General features: G+C 61.4%; 22 protein-coding genes and 1 pseudogene. 14 read left to right on the forward strand and 9 right to left on the reverse strand.

What is annotated here, in order from left to right; genetic code table 11:
- From GOACH_RS23185 to GOACH_RS21450, 5 genes are all read right to left on the reverse strand, one after another.
- The coding region (locus GOACH_RS23185) for an HNH endonuclease (RefSeq protein WP_005179821.1) at nucleotides 1-957 on the reverse strand (957 nt) is incomplete at its 3' end.
- A 221-nt stretch (nucleotides 958-1,178) separates the two neighbouring features.
- Complete coding sequence (locus GOACH_RS21430) at nucleotides 1,179-1,802, reverse strand: hypothetical protein (RefSeq protein ID WP_005179824.1); 624 nt, start codon at nucleotides 1,800-1,802, stop codon at nucleotides 1,179-1,181.
- Between the two features lie 937 nt (nucleotides 1,803-2,739).
- Nucleotides 2,740-3,408 carry a DUF6338 family protein gene (locus tag GOACH_RS24665; protein WP_005179829.1) on the reverse strand — a complete coding sequence of 223 codons (669 nt, stop codon included), beginning with the start codon at nucleotides 3,406-3,408 and terminating at the stop codon, nucleotides 2,740-2,742.
- Between the two features lie 200 nt (nucleotides 3,409-3,608).
- On the reverse strand, nucleotides 3,609-3,839 hold the full coding sequence (locus GOACH_RS21445; RefSeq protein WP_005179832.1) for a DUF2188 domain-containing protein: 231 nt from the start codon (nucleotides 3,837-3,839) through the stop codon (nucleotides 3,609-3,611).
- 204 nt (nucleotides 3,840-4,043) lie between these two features.
- Nucleotides 4,044-4,292, reverse strand: coding sequence for a helix-turn-helix domain-containing protein (locus GOACH_RS21450; RefSeq protein WP_005179834.1), 249 nt, complete (start codon nucleotides 4,290-4,292; stop codon nucleotides 4,044-4,046).
- Nucleotides 4,293-4,667: 375 nt separating this feature from the next.
- On the opposite strand from GOACH_RS21450, the gene GOACH_RS21455 reads away from it, so the two are divergent.
- The gene (locus GOACH_RS21455; RefSeq protein WP_005179836.1) at nucleotides 4,668-5,813 is read left to right on the forward strand and encodes a hypothetical protein; all 1,146 of its coding nucleotides are present in this window, start codon (nucleotides 4,668-4,670) and stop codon (nucleotides 5,811-5,813) included.
- A 79-nt stretch (nucleotides 5,814-5,892) separates the two neighbouring features.
- Nucleotides 5,893-6,831, forward strand: coding sequence for a restriction endonuclease (locus GOACH_RS21460; RefSeq protein ID WP_005179839.1), 939 nt, complete (start codon nucleotides 5,893-5,895; stop codon nucleotides 6,829-6,831).
- Nucleotides 6,832-6,918: 87 nt separating this feature from the next.
- On the opposite strand, the gene GOACH_RS21465 is transcribed toward GOACH_RS21460, so the two are convergent.
- The 4 genes from GOACH_RS21465 to GOACH_RS21480 form a co-directional block, all read right to left on the reverse strand.
- Complete coding sequence (locus GOACH_RS21465; RefSeq protein ID WP_052004092.1) at nucleotides 6,919-8,268, reverse strand: hypothetical protein; 1,350 nt, start codon at nucleotides 8,266-8,268, stop codon at nucleotides 6,919-6,921.
- 166 nt (nucleotides 8,269-8,434) lie between these two features.
- Nucleotides 8,435-9,538, reverse strand: a complete 1,104-nt coding sequence (locus GOACH_RS21470; RefSeq protein WP_040519440.1) for a hypothetical protein — start codon at nucleotides 9,536-9,538, stop codon at nucleotides 8,435-8,437.
- Nucleotides 9,539-9,615: 77 nt separating this feature from the next.
- Nucleotides 9,616-11,823, reverse strand: a complete 2,208-nt coding sequence (locus GOACH_RS21475; protein ID WP_005179848.1) for a hypothetical protein — start codon at nucleotides 11,821-11,823, stop codon at nucleotides 9,616-9,618.
- Between the two features lie 130 nt (nucleotides 11,824-11,953).
- Nucleotides 11,954-12,868, reverse strand: coding sequence for a hypothetical protein (locus GOACH_RS21480; RefSeq protein WP_005179851.1), 915 nt, complete (start codon nucleotides 12,866-12,868; stop codon nucleotides 11,954-11,956).
- Between the two features lie 97 nt (nucleotides 12,869-12,965).
- Here GOACH_RS21480 and GOACH_RS21485 point away from each other — a divergent pair, with 97 nt between their 5' ends.
- The 12 genes and pseudogenes from GOACH_RS21485 (at nucleotide 12,966) to GOACH_RS21540 (ending at nucleotide 21,067) form a co-directional block, all read left to right on the forward strand.
- Nucleotides 12,966-13,271, forward strand: a complete 306-nt coding sequence (locus GOACH_RS21485) for a hypothetical protein (protein ID WP_005179854.1) — start codon at nucleotides 12,966-12,968, stop codon at nucleotides 13,269-13,271.
- The gene (locus GOACH_RS21490; protein ID WP_005179857.1) at nucleotides 13,268-13,543 is read left to right on the forward strand and encodes a hypothetical protein; all 276 of its coding nucleotides are present in this window, start codon (nucleotides 13,268-13,270) and stop codon (nucleotides 13,541-13,543) included. Before GOACH_RS21485 ends, GOACH_RS21490 begins: the two co-directional genes overlap by 4 nt.
- On the forward strand, nucleotides 13,540-13,761 hold the full coding sequence (locus GOACH_RS21495; protein ID WP_005179860.1) for a hypothetical protein: 222 nt from the start codon (nucleotides 13,540-13,542) through the stop codon (nucleotides 13,759-13,761). Before GOACH_RS21490 ends, GOACH_RS21495 begins: the two co-directional genes overlap by 4 nt.
- Nucleotides 13,762-13,800: 39 nt before the next feature.
- A complete protein-coding gene (locus GOACH_RS21500; protein WP_005179862.1) occupies nucleotides 13,801-14,454 on the forward strand; it encodes a hypothetical protein in 654 nt (217 codons plus the stop codon).
- A complete protein-coding gene (locus GOACH_RS21505; RefSeq protein WP_005179872.1) occupies nucleotides 14,451-14,645 on the forward strand; it encodes a hypothetical protein in 195 nt (64 codons plus the stop codon). The genes GOACH_RS21500 and GOACH_RS21505 overlap by 4 nt, the downstream gene beginning before the upstream one ends.
- A gap of 204 nt (nucleotides 14,646-14,849) precedes the next feature.
- Entirely contained in the window at nucleotides 14,850-15,095 is a 246-nt protein-coding gene (locus GOACH_RS21510) for a hypothetical protein (RefSeq protein WP_005179875.1), read from the forward strand.
- Nucleotides 15,088-17,289: pseudogene (locus GOACH_RS21515) on the forward strand (type IV secretory system conjugative DNA transfer family protein). Before GOACH_RS21510 ends, GOACH_RS21515 begins: the two are co-directional and overlap by 8 nt.
- 176 nt (nucleotides 17,290-17,465) lie before the next feature.
- Nucleotides 17,466-18,284 carry a replication-relaxation family protein gene (locus GOACH_RS21520; protein WP_005179886.1) on the forward strand — a complete coding sequence of 273 codons (819 nt, stop codon included), beginning with the start codon at nucleotides 17,466-17,468 and terminating at the stop codon, nucleotides 18,282-18,284.
- Between the two features lie 11 nt (nucleotides 18,285-18,295).
- Nucleotides 18,296-19,312: a site-specific DNA-methyltransferase gene (locus GOACH_RS21525; protein ID WP_040519444.1), complete on the forward strand. Its 1,017-nt coding sequence runs from the start codon at nucleotides 18,296-18,298 to the stop codon at nucleotides 19,310-19,312.
- Nucleotides 19,313-19,395: 83 nt separating this feature from the next.
- Nucleotides 19,396-19,725, forward strand: a complete 330-nt coding sequence (locus GOACH_RS21530; RefSeq protein ID WP_005179892.1) for a hypothetical protein — start codon at nucleotides 19,396-19,398, stop codon at nucleotides 19,723-19,725.
- Between the two features lie 144 nt (nucleotides 19,726-19,869).
- A complete protein-coding gene (locus GOACH_RS21535; RefSeq protein ID WP_005179894.1) occupies nucleotides 19,870-20,478 on the forward strand; it encodes an antirestriction protein ArdA in 609 nt (202 codons plus the stop codon).
- A gap of 49 nt (nucleotides 20,479-20,527) precedes the next feature.
- Complete coding sequence (locus GOACH_RS21540; RefSeq protein ID WP_245551991.1) at nucleotides 20,528-21,067, forward strand: helix-turn-helix domain-containing protein; 540 nt, start codon at nucleotides 20,528-20,530, stop codon at nucleotides 21,065-21,067.
- Nucleotides 21,068-21,239: the final 172 nt, after the last annotated feature.

The raw sequence follows: 21,239 nt of genomic DNA on the forward strand, positions 1-21,239 counted from the left end.
CGCCCAGTGATGCAGCTTGCATAGCGCAATCCCGTTGCTAGTTTTGTCGAGGTCATGCTTGCTCCATGCCAAGATATGAGCGGCGTCAATCCCTGACCGGATACCGTCGATCCCGCCGAATTCCCCACCACAGAACAAGCATCGATACCCGTAAGCCGCTCTCACGAGCTGGCTAAACTTTTGACCGCTCGCGCCACGGGACTTTGCCAGACGCCATTCTTCGGCTGATCGTGCACTGATCGCCGGTTCATCCTCACTAAGCTCATCAGGGGGAGGGAGGACCGGCTCCAAACTATCTGATTGAATGCCGGCCATGCGCTCGAGAACCGGCAGCGGATCTTCGCCGAGAACATAACCAGAATTCGATACGCCCGCTAACTGCTTGATCACCTCACTCACGGCTGAAACAAGTGTTCGATCCACCGTGTTACCTGCGGCCATCAGGTCCATATGCACCTTGAGGGCTGCGCTAACTGGCTTTGGTATTCGATCGGACAATGCATATACGGCTACAACCCGATTCCACCTGATAGTGACACCGATTGCATCGGAATCGCCACTATTCGCAACCTCAATCCACGAAGGTACGAATGTAATTATCTCGGCAGCAGCAGAAAGTTCGGAGTCCGGGGCAAAGCCGACCTGTGTGACGGCGTAGTCCTTCGCCTTAATGATTGGCCATCCAGGCGGAGTCTGCTTGAGCGATCTGGTCGGGTCCGGAAGTAGCAGCATCGCACTGACCACACGCCCGATCTGGATCGGACTATCCAGAACTGATCGTAACCGAGGCTTCCCGCTATCACCCGGATCGAGCCACAATCCTGTGTCACGCACGATCCCGTCAGGCCACTTCATGTAGAACTGCCAACCTTCGAGTTCAGCCGCAGCGACCCCCGTGTGTCCGCCGACGACCTCGTACTCCCCGCGGCCGCCAGATGTTCTGAATCCGATGTGCATATGCTCCTGCCTGGAGGTTAGTAGACTCCAAACAGTCTGTCACCGAGGGGCCCAGTCAAGCTGTTTGACGCGCGGGGAAGACTCGCCACTCAGCCCGGTTATCCGAGCCCTGTGGGCTGTCGCGTTGTGCGTGGCAGGCTTGACGGCATCGCGGACATCGGGAACGGGTCATGTTAAGGGCCTTGGTTCACGATACGAATTTCGCGATCTCAGAAGTTCTCTCACCACAATCCGTTCCTGCCGAAGCCAAGCTTCCGCCGAAACTCCCCGAGGTCCTTGCCGCTCGGCTCCGGAACCTCTGGCTGTCGGAGTGGCCGTCCCAATGGATCAATGACCTGGTCGACGTACCGTTCGGACCAATCGGCCCATGCGTCTGCGGCGGCGCGTTCCTGATCATCCTCGATGGTGCCAGCACGTCTTCTCAGCGCGTCAACGTAACCGCGTAGCCGCTGCGCCGACTCCCACGCTGCTGCATCAGCCTGGAGCATTTCGCCAAGCGTGTGTTCGACGTATGCGGCGCGAGCTTGCTGGTTCTCCAGTTCGAGGCGTTTCGCGCTCTCCTCGGCTTCGATCCGTTGTCGCTCTCGGCGGTCGGTGTCGGCTGCCACCCAGGTGTTGAACGCGGCCAAGATGTCGACGAGCCGATCCTCCAGACGTCGTGTCTTGGTGTCCGCCCATGGCTTCTCGCTTGGATAGTTGGCAGCGTCGTGCGTCAGGATGGCCAACCGCTCTGAGGGCACGTGATCGTACTTGGGGATATGCGCCCATTCCCACTGCTTCTGCCGCGCCAGTTCTTGAGCTGTCGGCTCATGCGGCAGCTGATCTTGGAGCTGCTTGATGCTCACTGGACAACGGAACTCCTGCTCGGACAGCACAAGGAGGCCGGGCGGCTGGTTGCGCCTCGAATAGTAGTCACGTCCGTCCAGCTGCTTGACGAGGTCCACCTGGATTCCACGCGCGGCAGCTTCTGTAGCCAGGCAGTGCAGCAACACCGCCGCGCGTCTGCGGTGCCTTTGCCGATCCCGTCGAGCCGGCCTGTCGAGCGGATCTCGGCCACCACGGGATGCCACCGACCGATCCGAACCTTGCTCATCACGTCCGACGGCGTTTCAGTCTGCCACTCCGAAACCGGTACCAGCCGGATAATCCACTCCCCGTACCTCGCACCGCTGTATACGGCGACATGCTGGCCGTCGGGGGCCATCCCATGCCGGTTGATCGCGGCAGCCAAAGTCGAGTACTTGGTCTTGTCGTCGCGGGAGTTGCGCTCCAACACGCCCCCAGCATTCGCCAAATCAGCGAGGAGTTGACGCGTCGGTGTCAGCCCAGACGGCGATCGCTTCGTGGCAGGAGGTTTCGGCGGCCGTGGGGCCGACTGAGATCGTTGTTCGAGCCTGACCGAAGAAGTCGAGTGTGGAGCCGTTGCCGCTGCGCCTCGTGAACCTCGGTGTTTCCGTTCCCAGTGTCCGTCGGGGTAGTCGCCGCGGTCTAGGTAGAACGCACCGGCCGGTAGCAGCTCTGCCCGCCAACTGCCGCCTTTCTTGGACACAGTGACCAGACGACGAGAGGCAAGTGCATTGGCGACGGTCTTGTACGTGTGTCCATCCCATCGACCGTCCGGACACCCATCGCCGATCCAGCGCAGCACGTCGAGCTGACCTTGGTGAATAGGGTCTTTCAGCGCCAACGACTCATTCCTAGTGTGGTGACTCAAACATCGATATCCGATTCTCCCGCAAGTGGCCGCAGCACGGGGAGTCGTCGCGTCAGGGGACACCCTGATCAGCCTGTATCAGAGGGCGTGTCTCGTTCGTATCTGACCGCGATCGACTCGATCTGATCCGCTCGCAGGATGACCCGACCCCACTTCGGCAAGTTGGCGGATGCCCCGTTGGCATTCATCGCGATCGGCGGAGCCAGCACTAGTTCGCGATCCGCCACTTCAAGATCAGGCGAGAAGTGCGCGACTCGACCCGACCAGCTGACGCCGCCTGTAAGGCGTACTCGGACAACCGGATAGGCGCCTTGTGGGCAATCGTCACGGAATGACTTGCTCCACGTCGAGGCATGTGAGATCTTCGCTTCTGCCTTCCGAGAAGCAATCCGAAGTGTAGCTTCGGAAACCCCGATCGACGTCGCCACAAACACGAACAACCCAACACCGATGGGGACGACATGATCGCCGACATACGCATGATTGGCCAAGACGAGGTCGCGTGGAGTCGGCCAGAAGTCTGATTCTGTCCATGTTCTCAGGCCGCTACCGACCGCAAGCGCAAGAGGGAGTGCGACGGCGCTGCAGCATGTCGAGACGAGGACGACACGACTGATCTCTCGGAACGTTGTTTCACGGCGCTCGGCAAACTTCGTCGAACGTCGAAGGTCGTAGTAGACGCCGGGGGCGACCAGCGCGAAGAATCCAAGCAGCGTAAGCCAATTGGATGGAACCATCGATGCGCTAGTCGGGGAAGTCGTTCAAGTACGAAGTCGCGTCCGAACCTGATCCACCATCATTCTGCGCCTCAAATCGAGGCGGTGGATCGACCACCGGTGGCGAAGGCACCTCGATGGAATCGACCGACTTGTCGAAGTAACCTGACCCCCGCAGTGAACCCTCGGGGTCACGGTCATGAGGACGATGAGCCACGCTCCTATCCTTTCGGTGGATGCTGGTCACGGGAACGGGGATAGGTGTTCTTGCTACCGATCGTCCCGTCCTGGTTCTTGATAACATGCTCGACACCGAGACCGATGGCCTTGTCCCGACCCCGAGCTTGCGCTTCTTTCTTCGTTCCGCCCGTGTCGGATGCACGCGAGTTGCCTTGCACCTTGTTCTTCCAGACGCCGTCTTCGTAGTACGTCTCGACATCGCCGACTGCCATCTCAGCTCCTTCACTGTGCCGTGCCGAATATCACTATCCAGGCTAGCCGTGAACACCGACAATCCCGGCGATGTCGAACCCGAAAATGAACATCTGTGCAGTTCAGAGCAGTAAGTCTGAATTACCATACGTGTGAGATTCATCCGTTTGGGCGACAACCCACCTCGGATGAATGTCGGAATGCGTGCAGGGAGGGCCGATTAGCTATTCCGGGGGCTCCAACCCGCTGACGAGCACCCCGGCGTCGACATCCAATCCGCCAGCGATCTTCAAGATGTTGTGCAGCGTGACGTTGCGTCGGCCGCGTTCCACTTGCCCGAGGTACGTCCAGTGCAGCCCGCAGCGCTCGGCGGCCTTCTCTTGACTGAGTCCCAGCTCTGTCCGCCTGGCCATCACCCGACGGCCGAACTCACGCGTAGCCGGCGAGATGGGTGATTTGGACGGGGCGGGCACACCACCAACCCCATAGGTCCCATGATTATCAATCCAGAGACGATGAATCCCATGCCCTTGAATCCAGTCGGATTTCCTCGTAGATTGGCCTGACCCCGGCGGGCGCGCGCGGCCGACCGGGGAGATCCATCACCCGGTAATCCACGACATCAGGGAGATCATATGACCGGCGGCGGCAACTTCGAGTTCCTGACCAATACCCAGCAGACCGTCACCTCGACCACTACAAGCGAGGCAACCAGCGAAACGGCGGCCACCAGCAAGTAGATCACATCACGTAAGTAACTACGGGACTGCGGTGCACGAATTGTCTTCGTGCACTGCAGTTTTCGTCTATTCAATCCCGCTCAAGGTTGGTATAATCGAGTCACATATATGCGTGACCCGTACACCCGAATCGTCAACCTCAAGCTCGTCATCGGAGCCGTACTCCTGTCCGTCGTTGGGCTGGCACTCATGGCGTATGGCAGCTATCTCGATTCGCTCGACCGGTCCGGCTTCATTAGCGCATTGTCGTCGAACATCGGCGGCACCCTCCTGATCGCAGGCATCGTCGGTATCGCTCTCGATCAGTGGCTTGACCGCGACCGCGGCGCTTCGCTCGGAAACCTCATCGAGAAGGTCATGCTCCGCGTGATGGCCAAGCTCGTTCCGGCTTTGCGCGATTCCGTCATCCAAGCCTTCGCCGATAACGTGAATAACCTGTCGGTCGTCGCTAGCAACGAACTGCTCGACAACCTGGCTCGTAACGCTCTCGCACTGAGGCTGGGCGACGCTAACTTCGCCGAAGACATCTACGACGACGTGCGCGATCAGGCTGTCGCCTCTGCTGAGCGCTGGCGCGATACCCGCATCAGCATGCAGTTGTCGCCCGACGTGTCCATCCTCCCTGTAGCTACAGGGAGAGGAAGCTCCGCTTCCTCTCCGCCGTTATTTACCTTGACCGTGCGCTACGAGTACACCGTCGTCCCGACCGTCCAAGTTCGGAAGTTCACCGCCGTTTCTGACACCACCGAATACCGCAGCCTCATCGACGACCCGAGTGAGACATCGGTCTGGTACATCAACCCAGGGACGGGCGTGCACGGCGCCGACAAACACGCGTTCGAGCTGGTCGACTTCGCCGTCGATGGCCTACCACAACAGATCAGGCGTAGCGCACGCGTCAACGGACAGTCATACGCGGTCAATCTCGGTAGCGAGGTCATCGACGCCAAACAACCCGTGACCCTCAGCTACACGTACCGGACGATCCTGCGACAAGCAGGCCATATGGTGCACGTCGACGTCGAGCAACCGTCAAAAGGCCTTGACGTCGACTTGGACTACGGTGACTGCGGCATCGCTGAGATACGCCTTATCCCGTTCATCGCCAGCAGCAAACAGGTCCGTAGCCATGTCATGCCACCGAGTGTTCCGGAGAAGACCGTCAGCATCGGGTTCGACGGGTGGGTGATGCCAAAGCAGGGCGTCGTGGCGGTGTGGATACTTGCGAGCGAGCTGCCAGATCGGCGGACATGACGCCGAGCAACGTTTGCGTCAACAGAGGCATCCACAGAACACCTTGAGCACACCAGATCGCTTTGGGACGATGAATTACATGAAGGTGATCTCTCCCCAGGCGTACGTCGCACTTCGCCAGGCGCTACCGCTCATCGTCTGGCGCAAGGCTGCCTTCGAGACGTATGTACGTGGGGCGTTCGGACAGCACCCTGAGGTGCTGTCCCACATCAACTTCGATCTACCGAAGCGGGAGAACGCAAGCACCATCATGGCTCGACTGATGGCGGATGTCTCGCGCTACCAGGAGACGACAATCGACCTCATGCTGGACATCGCATCGATGACGCGCTTTCCAGACATCGAGATGATCAGAGACGCCGCCGACCGCGACAAATGGCTCGGCAGAGCCAGCGAAGCTGTCGCCGACCTTCGCCGTCACACCGCTGGGTTCGAGCAAGTCCGGGCTGCGGCCGATCGACGCCATGCGGCGCGGGCCGAGTACGAAGGGCACGCCGCCGCGATCCGTCAGTTCACCGACGACATTGAATCCATTCGCCAGAAGTTCCTGGAACTGCACGGGATGTCGGAGCCCCAGAAGCGCGGCAAGCGATTCGAAGAGGTTCTGAATGACCTCTTCGCGCTCTACGACATGGAGCCAAAACTCGCCTTCAACCTCGCAAACGAACAACTCGATGGAGCCATTACCTTCGATACCGACGACTACGTAATCGAGGCGAAGTGGCATGCCGACCCGATCGGCCGGGACCAGCTGGACATCTTCGATACGAAGGTCCGGCGCAAGGGTAAGAACGCGCTCGGGATCTTCATCAGTGTCAGCCGCTTCACGAGCGCGGCACTGGATGAGTACAAACAAGGCACAGCCTTCCTCGCGATCGACGGAGAAGACCTGTACTACGTGCTCGAAAACCGCGTCAGACTCGATGACATGCTGAGGAACAAGAAGCGTCACGCAAACGAGACGGGGAGCTGCATGCTCCACATGCGCGACTGGCTGGGGACGCCCAGCCAGTCGTAGTCCTCGGCGTCTCAGCGGATTCTGACAGCGATACTGTTGCCGGATAGCGGACACGAAGCAGTGGATCATCCTAACTGCCAATCGTTTTCAAAAGAACGAGCGTCCGTAGCCGAGCTTCTGCTTGAACTCCGCGATCTGTGAGTAATCCGGCGGTTTCGTCGTCGGCATCGCGAGCGGGCGAGCGAACGGGCCAAGACTCGCGATGTACTGCCGGCACCAGGTGAGCCATTCGTCTGCGGCAACGCGTTCATCGCCCTCAAAGCATGCCGCGTGCTGCTCCATCGCGACAAGAAATTCGGACAGTTCGCGCCGCTTGGCGAACCGTGAGAAGTCACCGAGCAGGGTATCAATCCGGCGCTGCTCGTAATAGGCCTCGGTTGCGCGGGCCGTCGCGATCTCATCCCGCTTACGGCGTTCGATCGCTTCGAGGCGTTCGCGCTCGATCCGTGCCTTCTCGGCGTCGTTCCGGTCGATCATTTCGGCAAGGACGTCGTGCAACCGGTATTCCAGAGGGAGGTTCTTCGTATCGTCCCAGTGCTGACGGCGACTGTATCGGCTGTCGGCGTTGACGAACACAGACAGGCGCTCGCTTTTCACATTGTCGTGAGTGGGGATGTAGGTATATCCGCGCCGCTGGCGTTCGAGTTCAGACTTTGTCGGCACATGCGGCACGCGATCGCTGAGCTGGCTGACAGTGACGACGCAGCGCAGTTCGTCGAACTGAAACAGCAGGTGACCGTGATAGCCGTCGAACGCTTGCCGGTAGCCACGACTGTCGATCTTCACAATCGAAACGCCGATACCGCGCGCCTTGGCCTCAATCGCGAGGGCATTAAGCAGCCGGAACGCACGAGCACGCACCGACGTCGGCGTGATACTCGACAGCGCATTCTCAGTGCGCAGTTCAGCAACCGCCGGATGACCTTTTCGTGAACGGGTCGAGTCGGCAATCTCGCCGGGCTTCTGCGTGGTCCAATCAGACGTCGATGCCAGACGGATCTCGACGCGGTGGCCGTTCAGCTTTGTCAGCAGTACGACATCCCCATCGGGTACGAGCTTGCGGCCATTGATGATTCCGACCAGGTGAGAGTAGTTCGGACTGTCATCAGACACGTCACGAACAAGCCGGCCATCTGCCGCCAGCAAATCATCGACAAGCTTCTGCGTTGGTTTCGGCTCGCCAGATGCGGAGGGCTTCCGGACCGTACGCGGCTTCGGCACGGATGACGGCCGCGGTCGAGGTGGTGGCGGCGACGTCGACGTCGTGGTGTCGGGCGATACGGGTATGCCACCGTTGCGTCGCGTCTTCCAGTGCCCCGGCGGATAGTCGCCGTGTGCGAGGTAATGGGTACCAGCAGGCAGCATCTCGGCCTGCCAGCCGCCGCCCTTCTTCGACACCTTCAGGAGCCGCCGCCCAGCCAGTGCATTGGCAGTCATTTTGTAAGCGTGACCTTGCCATCTACCCTCGGGACAGCCGTCGGCTACCCATTGCAGCACGTCAACCTGCCCCTGGTGCAGAGGATCTTTAAACGTCACGTGTCCTCATCCCGGTGTGTCTCTGCCACACGGCGTTGTGCACATCTTCTGCAATAGTTGTAGCGGCTCACGCCGGAGCGTTCCTGTCGATCCAGGTGCGCAGCGCGTCTGTCAGGGCCTCGTCTGCGGTGACCCCGTGGCTGGCGGCGACCGCGCGGTCGAACTCGGCGTTGAGGTCCGGCGTCACCTTGGCTCGTACTGGCTGCCGCTGCACGACTGCTTCTTCCGGAGCAGGCGGCGTCCGCAGTGCCTCGCAGGCCTTCTCGAACTCTTCGAAGAGCTCGCGGTAGTTCTCGCGTGTCGGGATGATCGGTTCACCCTTGGCGAACCACCTGAACAGCTTGTTGCTCGCCGACTTCTTGCAGATGCCGCGCCCGTGTCCGAAATCGTTGCGCATCCGCCCCAGCTCCTGGAAGAACGGCGACTTGATGTCGTCAACCGAGCAGCCGTAGACCTCGGCAAGTTGCTTGCGAAACAGGTCTTCCCATTCGGTGTAGAACGAGACGATCCACTGGCCCGCAAAGCGTTTCAGGATCGGCGCCTTGTCGGCTTGGTCGTCACCACGCACGAACTCTTCCGGCGTAAGTATCCCGGGGTCAGCCTTGGCGAGAATCGCTGAGTAGCTGAGCGTGGTGGCCGACGATTCGGCGGTCGGCTCCATCGTGTGCAGGTCGAGGTAGTCGGGCAGGTCGACGACTTTGGTGACCGATCGTCCGTACTCGCGCCGTCGCTGGTCAATGAGATGCATGATTCCTTGGTGCCCAAGACGGGCAACCAGTACAGACAACTTCAACTCCAGTTCCATGTCGAGCAGCACCTCATCGACCGTCAGCACACCACTCGTATCGAGGGTCTGAATCTGGTCTCGTACCACGCGAAGCAAACCCAGATACTCGCGAATCGGTGCCAACCGTCCGTCACGCGGATCGAGAGCCCGCGCCGCATCAACGGCCGGTGCAAGCAGCTCGTGAAGCGGCGTCCCTGGCGGCGGCGGATCGGTGTTCCACGTGCTGAGGAGCGCGTCGGTTGCCGTCTTGATGGCCCCCGGTGCCTGCTTCTCGGGAGCGGCGAACCGCTCCATCGATTGCGCTGCACACATGAACGGTGTCATCGGGATCAGAATCTCATCGAGCACTTTGGTCCACCGATCGATCGCTTGCCAGGTCGTCATGGCCACGGAGGGTACTCCGCAACTCCGACAGACATCACCCGTCCGCCCATCATTCGCCTTAGCGGAGCACGGGAATGTCAGACGGATAGTGAGGCGTTTGCGTCGAGGAAGACGCCGACCATGTACCGCGTCGTCCAGGTCTTCGTCCAACCGACTGGCACAGTGCGCGGCCGATTCACGCCGACCCACGGCGAGTAGAACTTCGTCGTCGGCGCGGTCCCACCGCGATCCTCAACCTGTGTGCCATCCAGGGTGGCGCTGTAGCCGTCAGTGAAGCCGAAAAAATCGGGGATGTACATAGCTGCACCGACTTTTCCGGTGGAGTCCCACGCCCACCCGAAAGCGCTGCGTGTGGTGCCTAGCCGTGATCCGCTGCCGGTCATCACCAGCAGATCGGCGCTGGCCTCGAGCGCGGCGCGGTCAATCTTCGCGGGAGTCCCACTTGTCCCGACCAGCGGCATCATTGAGTAGGCCGTCCGAATGTCCGTCGAGATCGAGAAAGTCAGAGTCGGCGTGACCGAGAGGCCATTGCGATCTAGTCGATAATCCACCTGGCCGAGTGCCATCGGCGAGGATGAAAGCCCCGCGCCACTATCTGGGTGGTAAAGCTTGGTCGTTCGGGAAAGGAGAGCTGAGCGCACGGCGATCGTCTGACCGGCAGACGGCGACGCGCTAAGGCCCTCATCTACGGTCACGGTCAGGGACTGCTGATCCTCTAGCTGATGGGCGGTCTGACCCACCCACGTCCAGGTGGACCCTGTGGACGGCTTGCATTCGAATGCGTATTCCCACGCCGAAGCGAAGCCTGGCGACAGGTCGTAGGCCGAATACATTTCCGCACCAGCAGACGTCGGCGATGTGGTGGCCAGCCCGTAGGCGAATCGATCGATGTAGGTGCGAGCACCCGTGCCCCCGGTCGGCTGGTAGCCGGTCGCGGTCACCGTCACCGTGTAGGTGTCGGTGGTCAATCCCTCGGCGATGGCTCGCTTGACTCCCAAGAATGTATTCGCCTGGCCGGCATAGCAATCCAGTACTCGATCAGTCGGGCTCAAACTGCCGCCGGTAGCCGTGAGAATCGTGTTCGGGTAGCGGCCCGAGTCGACTACTTGCTGGGCGGTGGGAAGTAAGTTAGCCGCAACAGCACCAGCGGAAGAACCGCTGACGGTCACTTTCGCGAGACCCCCGTTTTGCGCGGTCACGGTGCCGATCGCCAGAGCCACACTATTCGCGGGCGATACCCACGTCACAGTCCCGCCTGACGTTGAATTATACCTGTACGTCGGGAATATCGTTGCTGCACTACCGCTTACCGTGGTTTGTGCGGCCGTCCCGACTGCGAAGTGGGTAGAGTCAGTCACGGTGCCGATCGTCGTCTCATACGCCGCACCACTGGCGCCTGCACCGGGGATGGATATCCGCCGACCCGAATCCGAGGATGACACAGTGCCCGAGGTGACCGTCACAGCGGCGGACCCGGCGGACATCGACACCGTAATCGGCTTGGGCGCGTACACAACCCCCGACGTGCCAGGAGTGGTGCCGTCAATGTACGCGGTCGGCTGCGCAGTCCACGTCCCCGACCCACCGAAAGTGGCGGAAGTGTCATCCTGCGACAGCATCGCAAGCTGGATCGCACACCCGTTGAGGCAATTGCACGTGTAGGTCACACCATTGAGTGACTGCGCCTGCCGGGGCAAGAAAAATGCTGCGAATCGGCCCGAGCCCAAACCGATTAAGAATGTGTATCCACCGCTGTGATCGACGGCGAGGAAGAGGCCGTTTGGCGGTGGTGAAAACAGCCGCTGGATGCGGGCAAAGGCGGCAGCATGATCAGCATTGACCGCAGCTCGCAACGCGGCCTGAGCAGGCGTGACAACACCTGCGCTCAATGCCGAGACCGGGGCATATCGCGCGTCCGCGACCGCCTGTGTCATCGCTCCATCCGCCCTGCCAAGGCTTGTCTGTACCTCATCGGCAAGCTGCGCTTTCGCGATCTGCGCGTTGGGATCAATCTTGTCTGCCGTGACGACTCCGGGAGCAAGCTGCGCGGTCTGCACTGCGCCCGAAGCGATGGTCGCAGTGGTGACACTATTCGGAGCGAGCGCACCTGACGTGACCGCATTGTCGGCGATAGCTGCACTCGTGACGGCGCTCTGTTGAAGCTGCGCAGCTCCGACTGAATCGTCTTTCAGCGTCCCATCGGAATTGTGGCTCTGGGAAAGATAGTCATTAAGGATATCTCCCCATTTTCCGCTATCACTTCCAGGTTGCGGAAGGCGAGCCATTAGACACTACTCCGCGTGAACGATTTTTCAATATCACCAAAACAAAATCTATTCATAACTGCAACCATAGTAAACATAAGCAGATGAAAATACAATAGGAATTAGGGGCAAAATTCCCGGAATCGCGGTGCTACTGGCTACCATTAGCCAACTCTTCACCCTCATCGACGTCCCCGTACTTAATGTACTGAGTTCTCCCCCAGTCAAACTCGGAACGCCGTGCGGGTGGGGGTTCACCGAACCAGAAGCTGACTCCCTGGCGAAATACCGATGCAGATACACGTTTGCCGGATATCACGGGAAGGTTGTATATGCGGACCAGCTGAGTGGACTGTTTACCGAATTTGAGAGTGATGAGCTTCAGCGTTTCAGGCAGTGGTGTTGGCAAACATATTTCAATACCCGTTTGAATCGTGAAGACTCCGCGTGGTGGAACAATCTGCCTCCACGTCGGTACTACTTCCATCAGTTGTTGGCCAAGCTCGGAGTAGTCGTCCTGCTCTGGTCCGAGGTCGGGGTCTGACGCGTAGACGCGTACGCTTTCGCCTTCGAGAAATTGGTGCCCTGCCCAGAAGATGCGCAGCGCGGGCATTGGCTCGCCGTCTTCGGTCTCGCGGATCTTGATGAAGTGCATGTCGACGAAGTGCATGGCGCGAGCCCCGGATAGGTAGCTCGCGTCCACCAAGAGCTGCGCGAGCGCCTGCATGCCCTTGTTGCTCCACTCGCGGATGGTGCGTTGATCGCGGTCGAGTTCGATACCGGCATCGGTCAGGCGGCTCAGGACGTCGCGCCCCTCGGAGAGTGCCGTCAATCGAGCGGCTTGCAGGAACTTGTTGGTGGCACCGCTTGCCGATACTTGGCGTAGCCAGATCCACGCGTCGCGAGCGTTCGTCTGGCTGGCCAGGCCGTACAGCGCGGGGTAGTTGACGAGAATCTCGGGCACGATCTGACCGCGCTCGCTGCGAAGCGCATGCAACTCGGCGAGCACCGCTGCGACCAGTTCGGGGTCGCGCGAGCCTTGGTCTGCGTCCATAGCCCACTTCATCACTTTTCCTTCACGACGGCTCGTGGGCCGCGGTTCTAGCGTGCTTCTCGACACGGCAGATCGCCGCTGTCGCCGAACACGAGAACGGAGACTTTCGATGAGCAATGAATTGGAACGGTGGGGCTCGCCCAGCTCGAATCTGGTGCCAAGCCGCGCTGAGCGTGCCCACCGCAAGGCTGTCGAGCGACTGACCCAAGACACTCGATACGCCGGCCTGCGCGTCGATGCGGAAGCTGCGCTTACCGGACGGATCATGGAGCGCGCCGTCGATATCGACGGCTACCGCAAGCAGCTCGCCAACGGCGACCCCGTACTCGATGCCGTTCTGACACGCATCGAGATCGGCTTTGTCGACAAGGCCGAACGGATTCAGCGCAAGTTCGGCTCGGAGTTTCCGCTGTGATCACCGATATCGCGCTGTGCGCGGCAAGCCTGGTGACGGGAGTAGTGGCCGGTGTCGCAATCGCCACGTACCGACTGCGAGCACGTCTATGCCCGGACCTGCACGCCCATGAACTGAGCGACGACGACCGCGCCCACATCGAAGCCGAGTTCGCCGCGCACACGTCGGCCGCCAACCGCGCGATCAGCGAGTTCGCCGACGCGCTCGCCGGAACCGATCGAGATCTGCGGAATCGGTTGCGGCGTTTCGAGACGGGTGGATACCACTCGTGATCATCGCCATTGTCATCGCAGCAGCCGTGCTCATCCTGATTGGCACCGGACTGATCGGCGGCGCATCGCGCGATCGGCCCGGCGTGCCCGTGCGGCGCGATCAGGAGTTGCACCGGCGCGTGCGCAGCGCCGACGCCGAGGTTCACGCAGAGTACCGCGCCGCCCGGCGCGCCATGAACATCGCAGCGGGTCAGTCGTGGCGAAACCTCGTCGATTGATGCCGCTGATCATCCCTCCATTCATGAAGGAGCCATGAAATGACCAACTCAGTTCATTCCGACCTACCCGCTATCCAGTGGGACGGCCGTCCGTCACCCCAGGACGGTTCCGTCATCGACGCTGGTGGCCAGCGCAATCCAGACTCTGCGATAGATCCTCATCGTTCGGACTTCGTGCTGACCAGGGACGTTCAGGTCGCTCGAATCCGACTGACACACTGGGTATTCGAACAAGCGACCACGACCGCCCGCAGGTGTGGGTTCGCGTGGAAGCCGCAGCCGGACGCGCCGTCGACCTACCCGGACCTGTGTGCTGCCTACGGCACGTCGAAGCGCTCCGGCGGCTCGCTTCCGGTGTCGTCGGAGAACTCAGCCAGTGTCATCTTGACATCGCCTGAAGCGAACTTCGCCTGGCGGTTCATCCACGACGTGGCTCACGTCGAACGAGGCCTGAGTTTCTCGCTCGTCGATGAGTATGAGCTGGCGCTCTGGCAGCTGTCTGAACTGGAGCGCGACGGATTCGGGACCGACAGCCTGGAGTACGCCTTCCTCAAGGCGGACACGCTCGGCCAGGTGATCATCAATGCGGTGGCCAGGCGGTTTCCGGCCGATCAGGAGGTGTTCGATCTTGAGTGTCAACAGCTTGGGTTCGAGCAGGGCATCCTGCGCGAGATCCGCAGGGAGTCGTCATGAGCGACGGCCCAGGCGGACTCGGCGGCCGGTTCCTCAACCTATGCGTCACCGTGCTTGTCGCGATGATGGCACTCTACGGCGCCATCTACATCATGCGGGAAATCTGGATTCCACTGTGCATCACCCTCGCCACGATCACGATCGTTGGCACCGGAGCCGTGTTTCTGTATCGCCGGTTTCGGGGCTGGTAAACACCTCGATTTTCGTCAGTGTTGTAAATTCCACAAATACCTTTTCAAGGTATTTAAACCTCTGTAAACAGAGGCAATAACGATGGCTATATCCAGTCATAACTATTGATTATTGAATCAATTCAATGCATAATTCTCTGCGGGTGAATCAATTCAATAACACCTATTCGCATTATTTCAACTAATTCGCACTGGAGGATACCTATGTCTAAAACAGGAAGAACGAACTATCGCCGCGGTTCCCGTGGCGTCGCGAAAGCAGAGCGCCAGATCGTGGTGCGCGGCGTCCGTCGCGACCAGCCTGACCTGCGCAAGCTGAGCCGAGCCGTGATCGCCATGGCACTGCGGGATGCCGAAATGAAGGCCGACATCGACCAGGCGTTGACCGGCACTCACATCGACCAGTCAACGCCGAGCAAACCAGATGCTGTGGAGCCCGCCGATGAATGAACCCGGTGAGACCACCGCGTCGGCGGGATCACTCAGGTGGCAGCAGCTGTTTTGGCCGCAATCACTCACGGAGGCAACCGCGTTCGGCTTGCTGCGGTATTTCGCGGCACGAACGCACGCACCTCAACTGATCCTCGAAGCGCGCGCTGACGTCACCGGCGTGGAATATCTGATCGGCTCGCAGCTCCGGCACCGGGCGGCCGTCCGCCGTGCTGTCGAGCAACTGGTCGATGGCGCCATCGTCACCAGCTTCGATGCTGCCGACCGTAACCACGTCACGACCGCGCGCCGTGTTCAGTTGAGTACGAACCTTCGTCAACTCGAACCCGTCGACGCAGTGGCCTCACAGCGATCCATCCTGCACGCACTCACCGCAGTCGGGACGGGCGAACAGCTGACCATCCAAATCGTGCTCGGCCCACGCCATCACCCCCAGTCTTCCTCGCGCCAGCCAGTCCGCGACAACCAGGCTATCGTCTCGAAGCTGCTGCACGGCGTACTGACAGACACCCTTCCCGGTGCATCGCAAGCCGCCGCTCACAAGCTCGGCCAGCACGCGTTCACCGCGGCCGTCCGCCTCGGTGTGCAGGCTGCAACCGCAGAACGCCGCAAAGTACTGCTGACCGGGCTCGCGGCGGCGATCGGGACCGCTGAGTCGCCGGACGTGCGGGTGATGCTGCGACCCGAGAAGTCTGACCGAGTGAATACGCCACGTGCATCGTGATCGATGTTCACGCCTGCGCAGCGCCTGACCGTGACCGAAGTCGCTCGACTCTCCGGTTGGCCGATCGCCGATCGCGATGAACCATTTCCCGGGCAGCCACCGCGACATCCCCGACCAGTGCGGCCAAGCACCGCACTCCAGACCGGGCAACGGATTGTGGCCGAGGCCAGCGCCCCCGGTGCGAGTGGCACCATCGGCTACAACATCACCGATGCGCTGCGCCATACCTGGGTTATCGGACCGAACGGAGTTGGCAAGTCGACCCTGCTGCTCAATCTGATCTTGCAAGACCTCGAAGCTAACCGCCCGGTGGTCGTGATCGAGCCCAAAGACTTGATTGCTGATCTCCTCGAACGCATCCCCGAGGAGCGTCGCGACGATATTGTCCTGCTCGATCCGTTCGATGAAGCACCGGTCGGGATCAATCCGCTCGACCCATCGCACCGTCATGGGCGGTCACCCGAAGTCGTGGCCGACGCGCTGTTCGGCACGCTCAAGGCGATCTGGGGTGACAGCCTTGGCCCGCGCTCGGCGGACATTCTGCGTAACTGCCTCGATTTGCTGGCGCGCCGTGACGACGCCAGTCTGGTCATGTTGCCGTTGCTGCTGAGCAATCCCGGCTTCCGGCGCCGCCTGACCCGAGGTGTCATGGACTCCGACCCCTTCGCGGCCGGACCGTTCTGGCAGTGGTTTGACAGCCTGTCGCCCGAAGCAACCGCGACGACGATCGCACCGCTGAGCAACAAACTGCGCCCACTACTCAGTCGACCGCTGCGCGACGTGCTCGCCCAGCAGCACCCGAAGTTCAACGTGCGGCAAGTGCTGTCGGAGAAGAAGGTGCTCCTTGTCCCGCTCCAGAAGGGAGCGATCGGACCCGAGAACGCCCAACTCCTCGGCGCCCTCGTGATCGCCGAACTCTGGCAAGCCATCCGCGAACGAGTCGGAGCTCCCGAGAACAGCCGCGATTCAGTGATGATCTACATCGACGAGGTCCAGGACTACCTCAGACTGCCCACCGACCTCGGCGACGCCCTGGCCACCGCACGCAGTTTGCGAGCCGGATTCCACCTGGCTCACCAGTACGAGAAGCAGTTGCCGCCGTCGATGCTCGATGCCTTCCGCAACAACGCCCGCTCACGGGTCTGCTTCCAACTCCAGGCAGGCGACGCCAAAGAAATGGTTGCGGGCCAGTCAATCCTGGGTGTCGAAGACTTCACCCGACTCCCAGCTCACCACGTCTACGCCAGCCTGGTGCGCGACAACGCCGTCCAGCCGTGGGCATCCGGCGCCACCAATCCGCCACCAGCCGCTACGACCGATCCTGCCGACATCCGTCGGCGCAGCCGCGAACGCTACGGGCGACCCATCAGCGAGGTCGAGGCCAGCTTCGCCGCACTCATCGAAGGCGCTCACACCGCTACCGACACCGACGACATTGGTGGCCCTCGACGACGACGGAGGCAGACATGAACGGGCCGAAAAACGGGTCGAGCGGGGCAGCACACGATGATCCGTTCGCTGATCCCATCGCGTCGTCCACACCACCACCATCACCCCTGGTCGACGAATCATCCGCATCCTTACCGTCAGGGAATGATGGTGCCCATACGGGCACCACACCACCCGCACCGACAGGCCCGCGCCGGGTGTCGGCCGCCAGCGTCGACCGCATCCGTGACCGCCTGAGCGACCGCGACCGCGATGTCCTCCGATCAGTGGGGGAACACCAGTTCATGACCAGCCAGCAGATCGAGCGGTTGCACTTCGCCACGGTTGCGCCGTCGGCTCGTGGCCGCATCGCCCGACGGGCTCTGGCGCGTCTACGTGACCTGCGTGTCCTCGACACGCTCGAGCGCCGTATCGGCGGCAGCCGCGCTGGCTCAGCCGGGTTCATCTACCACGTCGGCGTCGCTGGAGCCCGAATCCTGGCCGGTTCAGGCCGTGGCGGGGGCCGGTTACGGTACGAGCCGACCACCCGGTTCGTCGATCACCGCCTCGCAATCGCTGATGCGCATATCGCTCTCACCACCGCAAGCCGCGCAGGTAGGTTCGAGCTGGTCGACAGTGCCATCGAAACGGCGTCGTGGCGGCGCTTCACCGGTATCGGCTCGGCCCGGTGCATCCTCAAACCCGACCTGTTCGCTGAAACCGCCACTCGTGAGGCCAGTGGACAGGTGCGAGCCTGGTTCATCGAAGTGGATCTGGGCAGTGAGCACATCCCGACGGTGCTCACCAAGTGTCGCGAGTATGAGGCCTACCGGCAGACCGGTATCGAGCAGGATCGCCACGGCGCGTTCCCGATCGTGGTCTGGTCGATGACCCACCAAGTCCCGGAGAAAGCTGCACGTCGCCGTCAGGCACTCACCGAGGCGATCGCCGCCGACCGTCACCTACCGGGTGCACTGTTCCGCATCGTCGCACCCCAGCAGCTCCTGCCGCTGATCGAACGGGGAGGCGCGCTGTGAGCGGCCACCGGATGAGGCGCAATAAGATCGTGGTCGGCGACGCCCTAATACAGCTGCGAGAGCTGCCCGACGCCTCGATCGATTGCGTCGTCACCAGTCCGCCGTACTTTCGGCTGCGCGACTACGACGCTGCCGGGCAGATCGGGCTCGAACCCCACGTCGACGATTGGGTGAACGAGCTTGTGGCTATCAGCGGCGAGGTGCGTCGTGTGCTGGTGCCGACCGGCACCTTCTGGCTCAATCTCGGCGACACCTACTCGGGTCATCCATCGCACGGCGCCGCCCGTAAGAGCCTCCTGATGGCTCCCGAACGGCTGGCGCTTCGCCTCCAGGAGAACGGTTGGATCATCCGCAACAAGATCGTCTGGGCCAAGCCGAACCCGGTCCCGACCAGCGTCCGTGACCGGCTCAACTGCACCTACGAGGTCATCTACGTTCTCGCGAAGCAGCCCCGCTACTACTTCGATCTCGACACCATCCGCCAACCGCTCCGCAGCGCGGCGTCAACCCAGAAGCGGAGTCCGGGGAAGACGGCCGCGCAGCGGGAATCCTGGCGCGGCCCCAACGGCATGGCGGCAACCGGCCTCGACGTGCTCAAAGCCCAAGGCCGCAACGGTCACCCCCTCGGCAAGAACCCCGGTGACGTCTGGACGATCACCCCGGGTGGCTATCGAGGTGCCCACCACGCCATCTTCCCGCTGCGGCTCGCGGAGCGCATGATCGCCGCCGGCTGTCCCGAGGCGCGTTGTACGAGCTGCCGGAGTCCGTGGCGACGCAGCGTTATTCGGGCACTCGGCGGCACCGCCACCCGCGCCGCACTCGCACCCACCTGCGATTGCCAGGCCGATACGGAGCCGGGCATCGTGCTCGACCCGTTCATGGGCAGCGGCACCACCGCCATCGCCGCCGAGACGCTCAGCCGCGACTGGATGGGCATCGAGATCAACCCAGCATTCGCAGCCACCGCCGAACAGCGGATCGCCGACGCGCGAGAACGCCAGGCACCACCCGAAAGGTCAGCTGCATGAACCTCATGCCTCGTCGGTGTCATGCGGCCGTACCCGTAACCACACACCGTGGTTACCGGCCGCAGCGCACCGAGGAGGTCGCAATGTCCGCACCCGATGAGTCGAACCGAGGCGTCAAAACCCTTGGCATCAAACTCAAGCCCGACGTCCACGCACAGCTGAGCTTCATCGCCCAACTGCGCGACGGAACCATCACCGATGAAATCCAGATCGCCGTGACCGAGCACATCGCCCGCGCCAAAGACGATCCGGAACTGGCAGGCAAGGCCGCAAAAGCTCGCGCCGATATCGAGCGTGAAGCCGCCGCCCGCCAAGAAGCCATCGCCACCCTGTTCGCCGACAGCGGCGAACCCACCACGACCGGAACGGCTCGGCCTCGCCGCAGCCCGAAGGGAGGCGACACCACATCCTGATGCCCGGGCATCACACGGACGCCGCACAACCCTCGCGGCGCACATAACCGGGCCAAGGGTCGGGACGCGGAGATCGAGCATCACGCTCTCTCCACGTTCCGACCCGGCCCCTTCAACCAACCCTGATCACGAAAGGAGGTGAGAATGAATGAAACCCCTCACGAACCATCACAGCCAAGTACCGCAGACGCCGAGCGCCACCACGAAGGCGACCCGTCGCCACAGCCATCGATCTACGTCGCCAGCTTGGCCGATTACAACAACGGCCGACTCCACGGCGCATGGCTTAACGCCGCCCGCGATCCCGGCGACATCTACGCCGACATCGCGACCATGCTCGCCCGCTCACAGGAGCCCGACGCCGAAGAATGGGCCATCCACGACTACGACCAGTTCGGACAGTGCCGTATCGGCGAATACGACCGCATCGAGCACGTCGCCGCACTCGCCCGTGGCATCGCTGAGCACGGCTACGCCTACGCGGCGTGGCGCCACACACGCGACGACGACAGCGACCCCGACGACGCCTTCCACGAGGCCTATCTCGGGCATTACGCATCCATCACCGACTACGCCGAACAACTCGCTGACGACCTCGGCTACACCCAGGAACTCGAAAAGCTGCCCGAATTCGTGCAGCAATACACCCACATTGACTACGCGGCCATCGCCCGCGACCTCGAAGCCAGCGGCGATATTGCGAGCATCGACGACCCCGAGGGCGGAGTCTGGCTATTCAATGCAAACATATAACCCACACATTGCGCCGTCTCAGGACTGCAAATTTTCCGAAATAGTCCGTTTGGAAATTGCGAACAAAGCAGGCGTTATATTGCGCATTTCTATTGATTTTAATCAATGCCTCGTTATACAATGGGAAATAGAAGGGGAATTAATAGAAATGATGCCAGATCAAACAGTGAAACTCATCAACCTGCTGACAGGCAAGCGTAATGAGTTGAAATTGAGCGTCAACGAAGTCGCTCGTCGCGCCGGCGTCGACACCGGAACCGTCTGGCGCATTGAGCAGGGCATGATCGCCAAGCCGCGAGTCGAGAGTCTGATCGCCATAGCGAAAGTACTTGGCATCAGCCCGATGCAACTGTTCACCACGGTCGGCTGGCTCACCGCTGACGACCTACCGGACCTCGGTACGTACCTCAACGCCAAGTTTGCCGATCTGCCGGAGTCTGCGGTCGAAGAGGCCGAGCACTACGTCGACGACCTGCGGTCCAAACGGGCCGGTCGCACACGAGGCGACTACCGCCTGTCCACCACCGCGAGCTGCCCGCAACGCAGCACTCACTGCCCACAATGTCCCTGTGCACCGAAGGAGTGCTGACCATGACCCACGCGACCGAGACTGACGATGTTGCCGTACGACCGTCAACATCCAAAACGGCCGTCTCCTACGTGCGCGTCTCCACCAAAGAGCAAGCCGAACGTGACGGTGACCCTGATGGTTACTCGATTCCTGCCCAGAAGGCTGCAAACGCACGCAAAGCCGAATGGGG

Source organism: Gordonia aichiensis NBRC 108223, from assembly GCF_000332975.1.
Classification (GTDB): domain Bacteria; phylum Actinomycetota; class Actinomycetes; order Mycobacteriales; family Mycobacteriaceae; genus Gordonia; species Gordonia aichiensis.

Excerpts from the sequence above, each read along its gene's own strand:
- GOACH_RS21500 (WP_005179862.1), top strand. The coding sequence starts at position 13,801 with ATGACCAACTCAGTTCATTCCGACCTACCCGCTATCCAGTGGGACGGC.
- GOACH_RS21525 (WP_040519444.1), top strand. The coding sequence starts at position 18,296 with ATGAGGCGCAATAAGATCGTGGTCGGCGACGCCCTAATACAGCTGCGA.
- GOACH_RS21530 (WP_005179892.1), top strand. The coding sequence starts at position 19,396 with ATGTCCGCACCCGATGAGTCGAACCGAGGCGTCAAAACCCTTGGCATC.
- GOACH_RS21510 (WP_005179875.1), top strand. The coding sequence starts at position 14,850 with ATGTCTAAAACAGGAAGAACGAACTATCGCCGCGGTTCCCGTGGCGTC.
- GOACH_RS21480 (WP_005179851.1), bottom strand. The coding sequence starts at position 12,868 with ATGAAGTGGGCTATGGACGCAGACCAAGGCTCGCGCGACCCCGAACTG.
- GOACH_RS21465 (WP_052004092.1), bottom strand. The coding sequence starts at position 8,268 with ATGACTGCCAATGCACTGGCTGGGCGGCGGCTCCTGAAGGTGTCGAAG.
- GOACH_RS21485 (WP_005179854.1), top strand. The coding sequence starts at position 12,966 with ATGAGCAATGAATTGGAACGGTGGGGCTCGCCCAGCTCGAATCTGGTG.
- GOACH_RS24665 (WP_005179829.1), bottom strand. The coding sequence starts at position 3,408 with ATGGTTCCATCCAATTGGCTTACGCTGCTTGGATTCTTCGCGCTGGTC.
- GOACH_RS21475 (WP_005179848.1), bottom strand. The coding sequence starts at position 11,823 with ATGGCTCGCCTTCCGCAACCTGGAAGTGATAGCGGAAAATGGGGAGAT.
- GOACH_RS21505 (WP_005179872.1), top strand. The coding sequence starts at position 14,451 with ATGAGCGACGGCCCAGGCGGACTCGGCGGCCGGTTCCTCAACCTATGC.
- GOACH_RS21460 (WP_005179839.1), top strand. The coding sequence starts at position 5,893 with ATGAAGGTGATCTCTCCCCAGGCGTACGTCGCACTTCGCCAGGCGCTA.
- GOACH_RS21470 (WP_040519440.1), bottom strand. The coding sequence starts at position 9,538 with ATGACGACCTGGCAAGCGATCGATCGGTGGACCAAAGTGCTCGATGAG.
- GOACH_RS21455 (WP_005179836.1), top strand. The coding sequence starts at position 4,668 with ATGCGTGACCCGTACACCCGAATCGTCAACCTCAAGCTCGTCATCGGA.
- GOACH_RS21535 (WP_005179894.1), top strand. The coding sequence starts at position 19,870 with ATGAATGAAACCCCTCACGAACCATCACAGCCAAGTACCGCAGACGCC.
- GOACH_RS21445 (WP_005179832.1), bottom strand. The coding sequence starts at position 3,839 with ATGGCAGTCGGCGATGTCGAGACGTACTACGAAGACGGCGTCTGGAAG.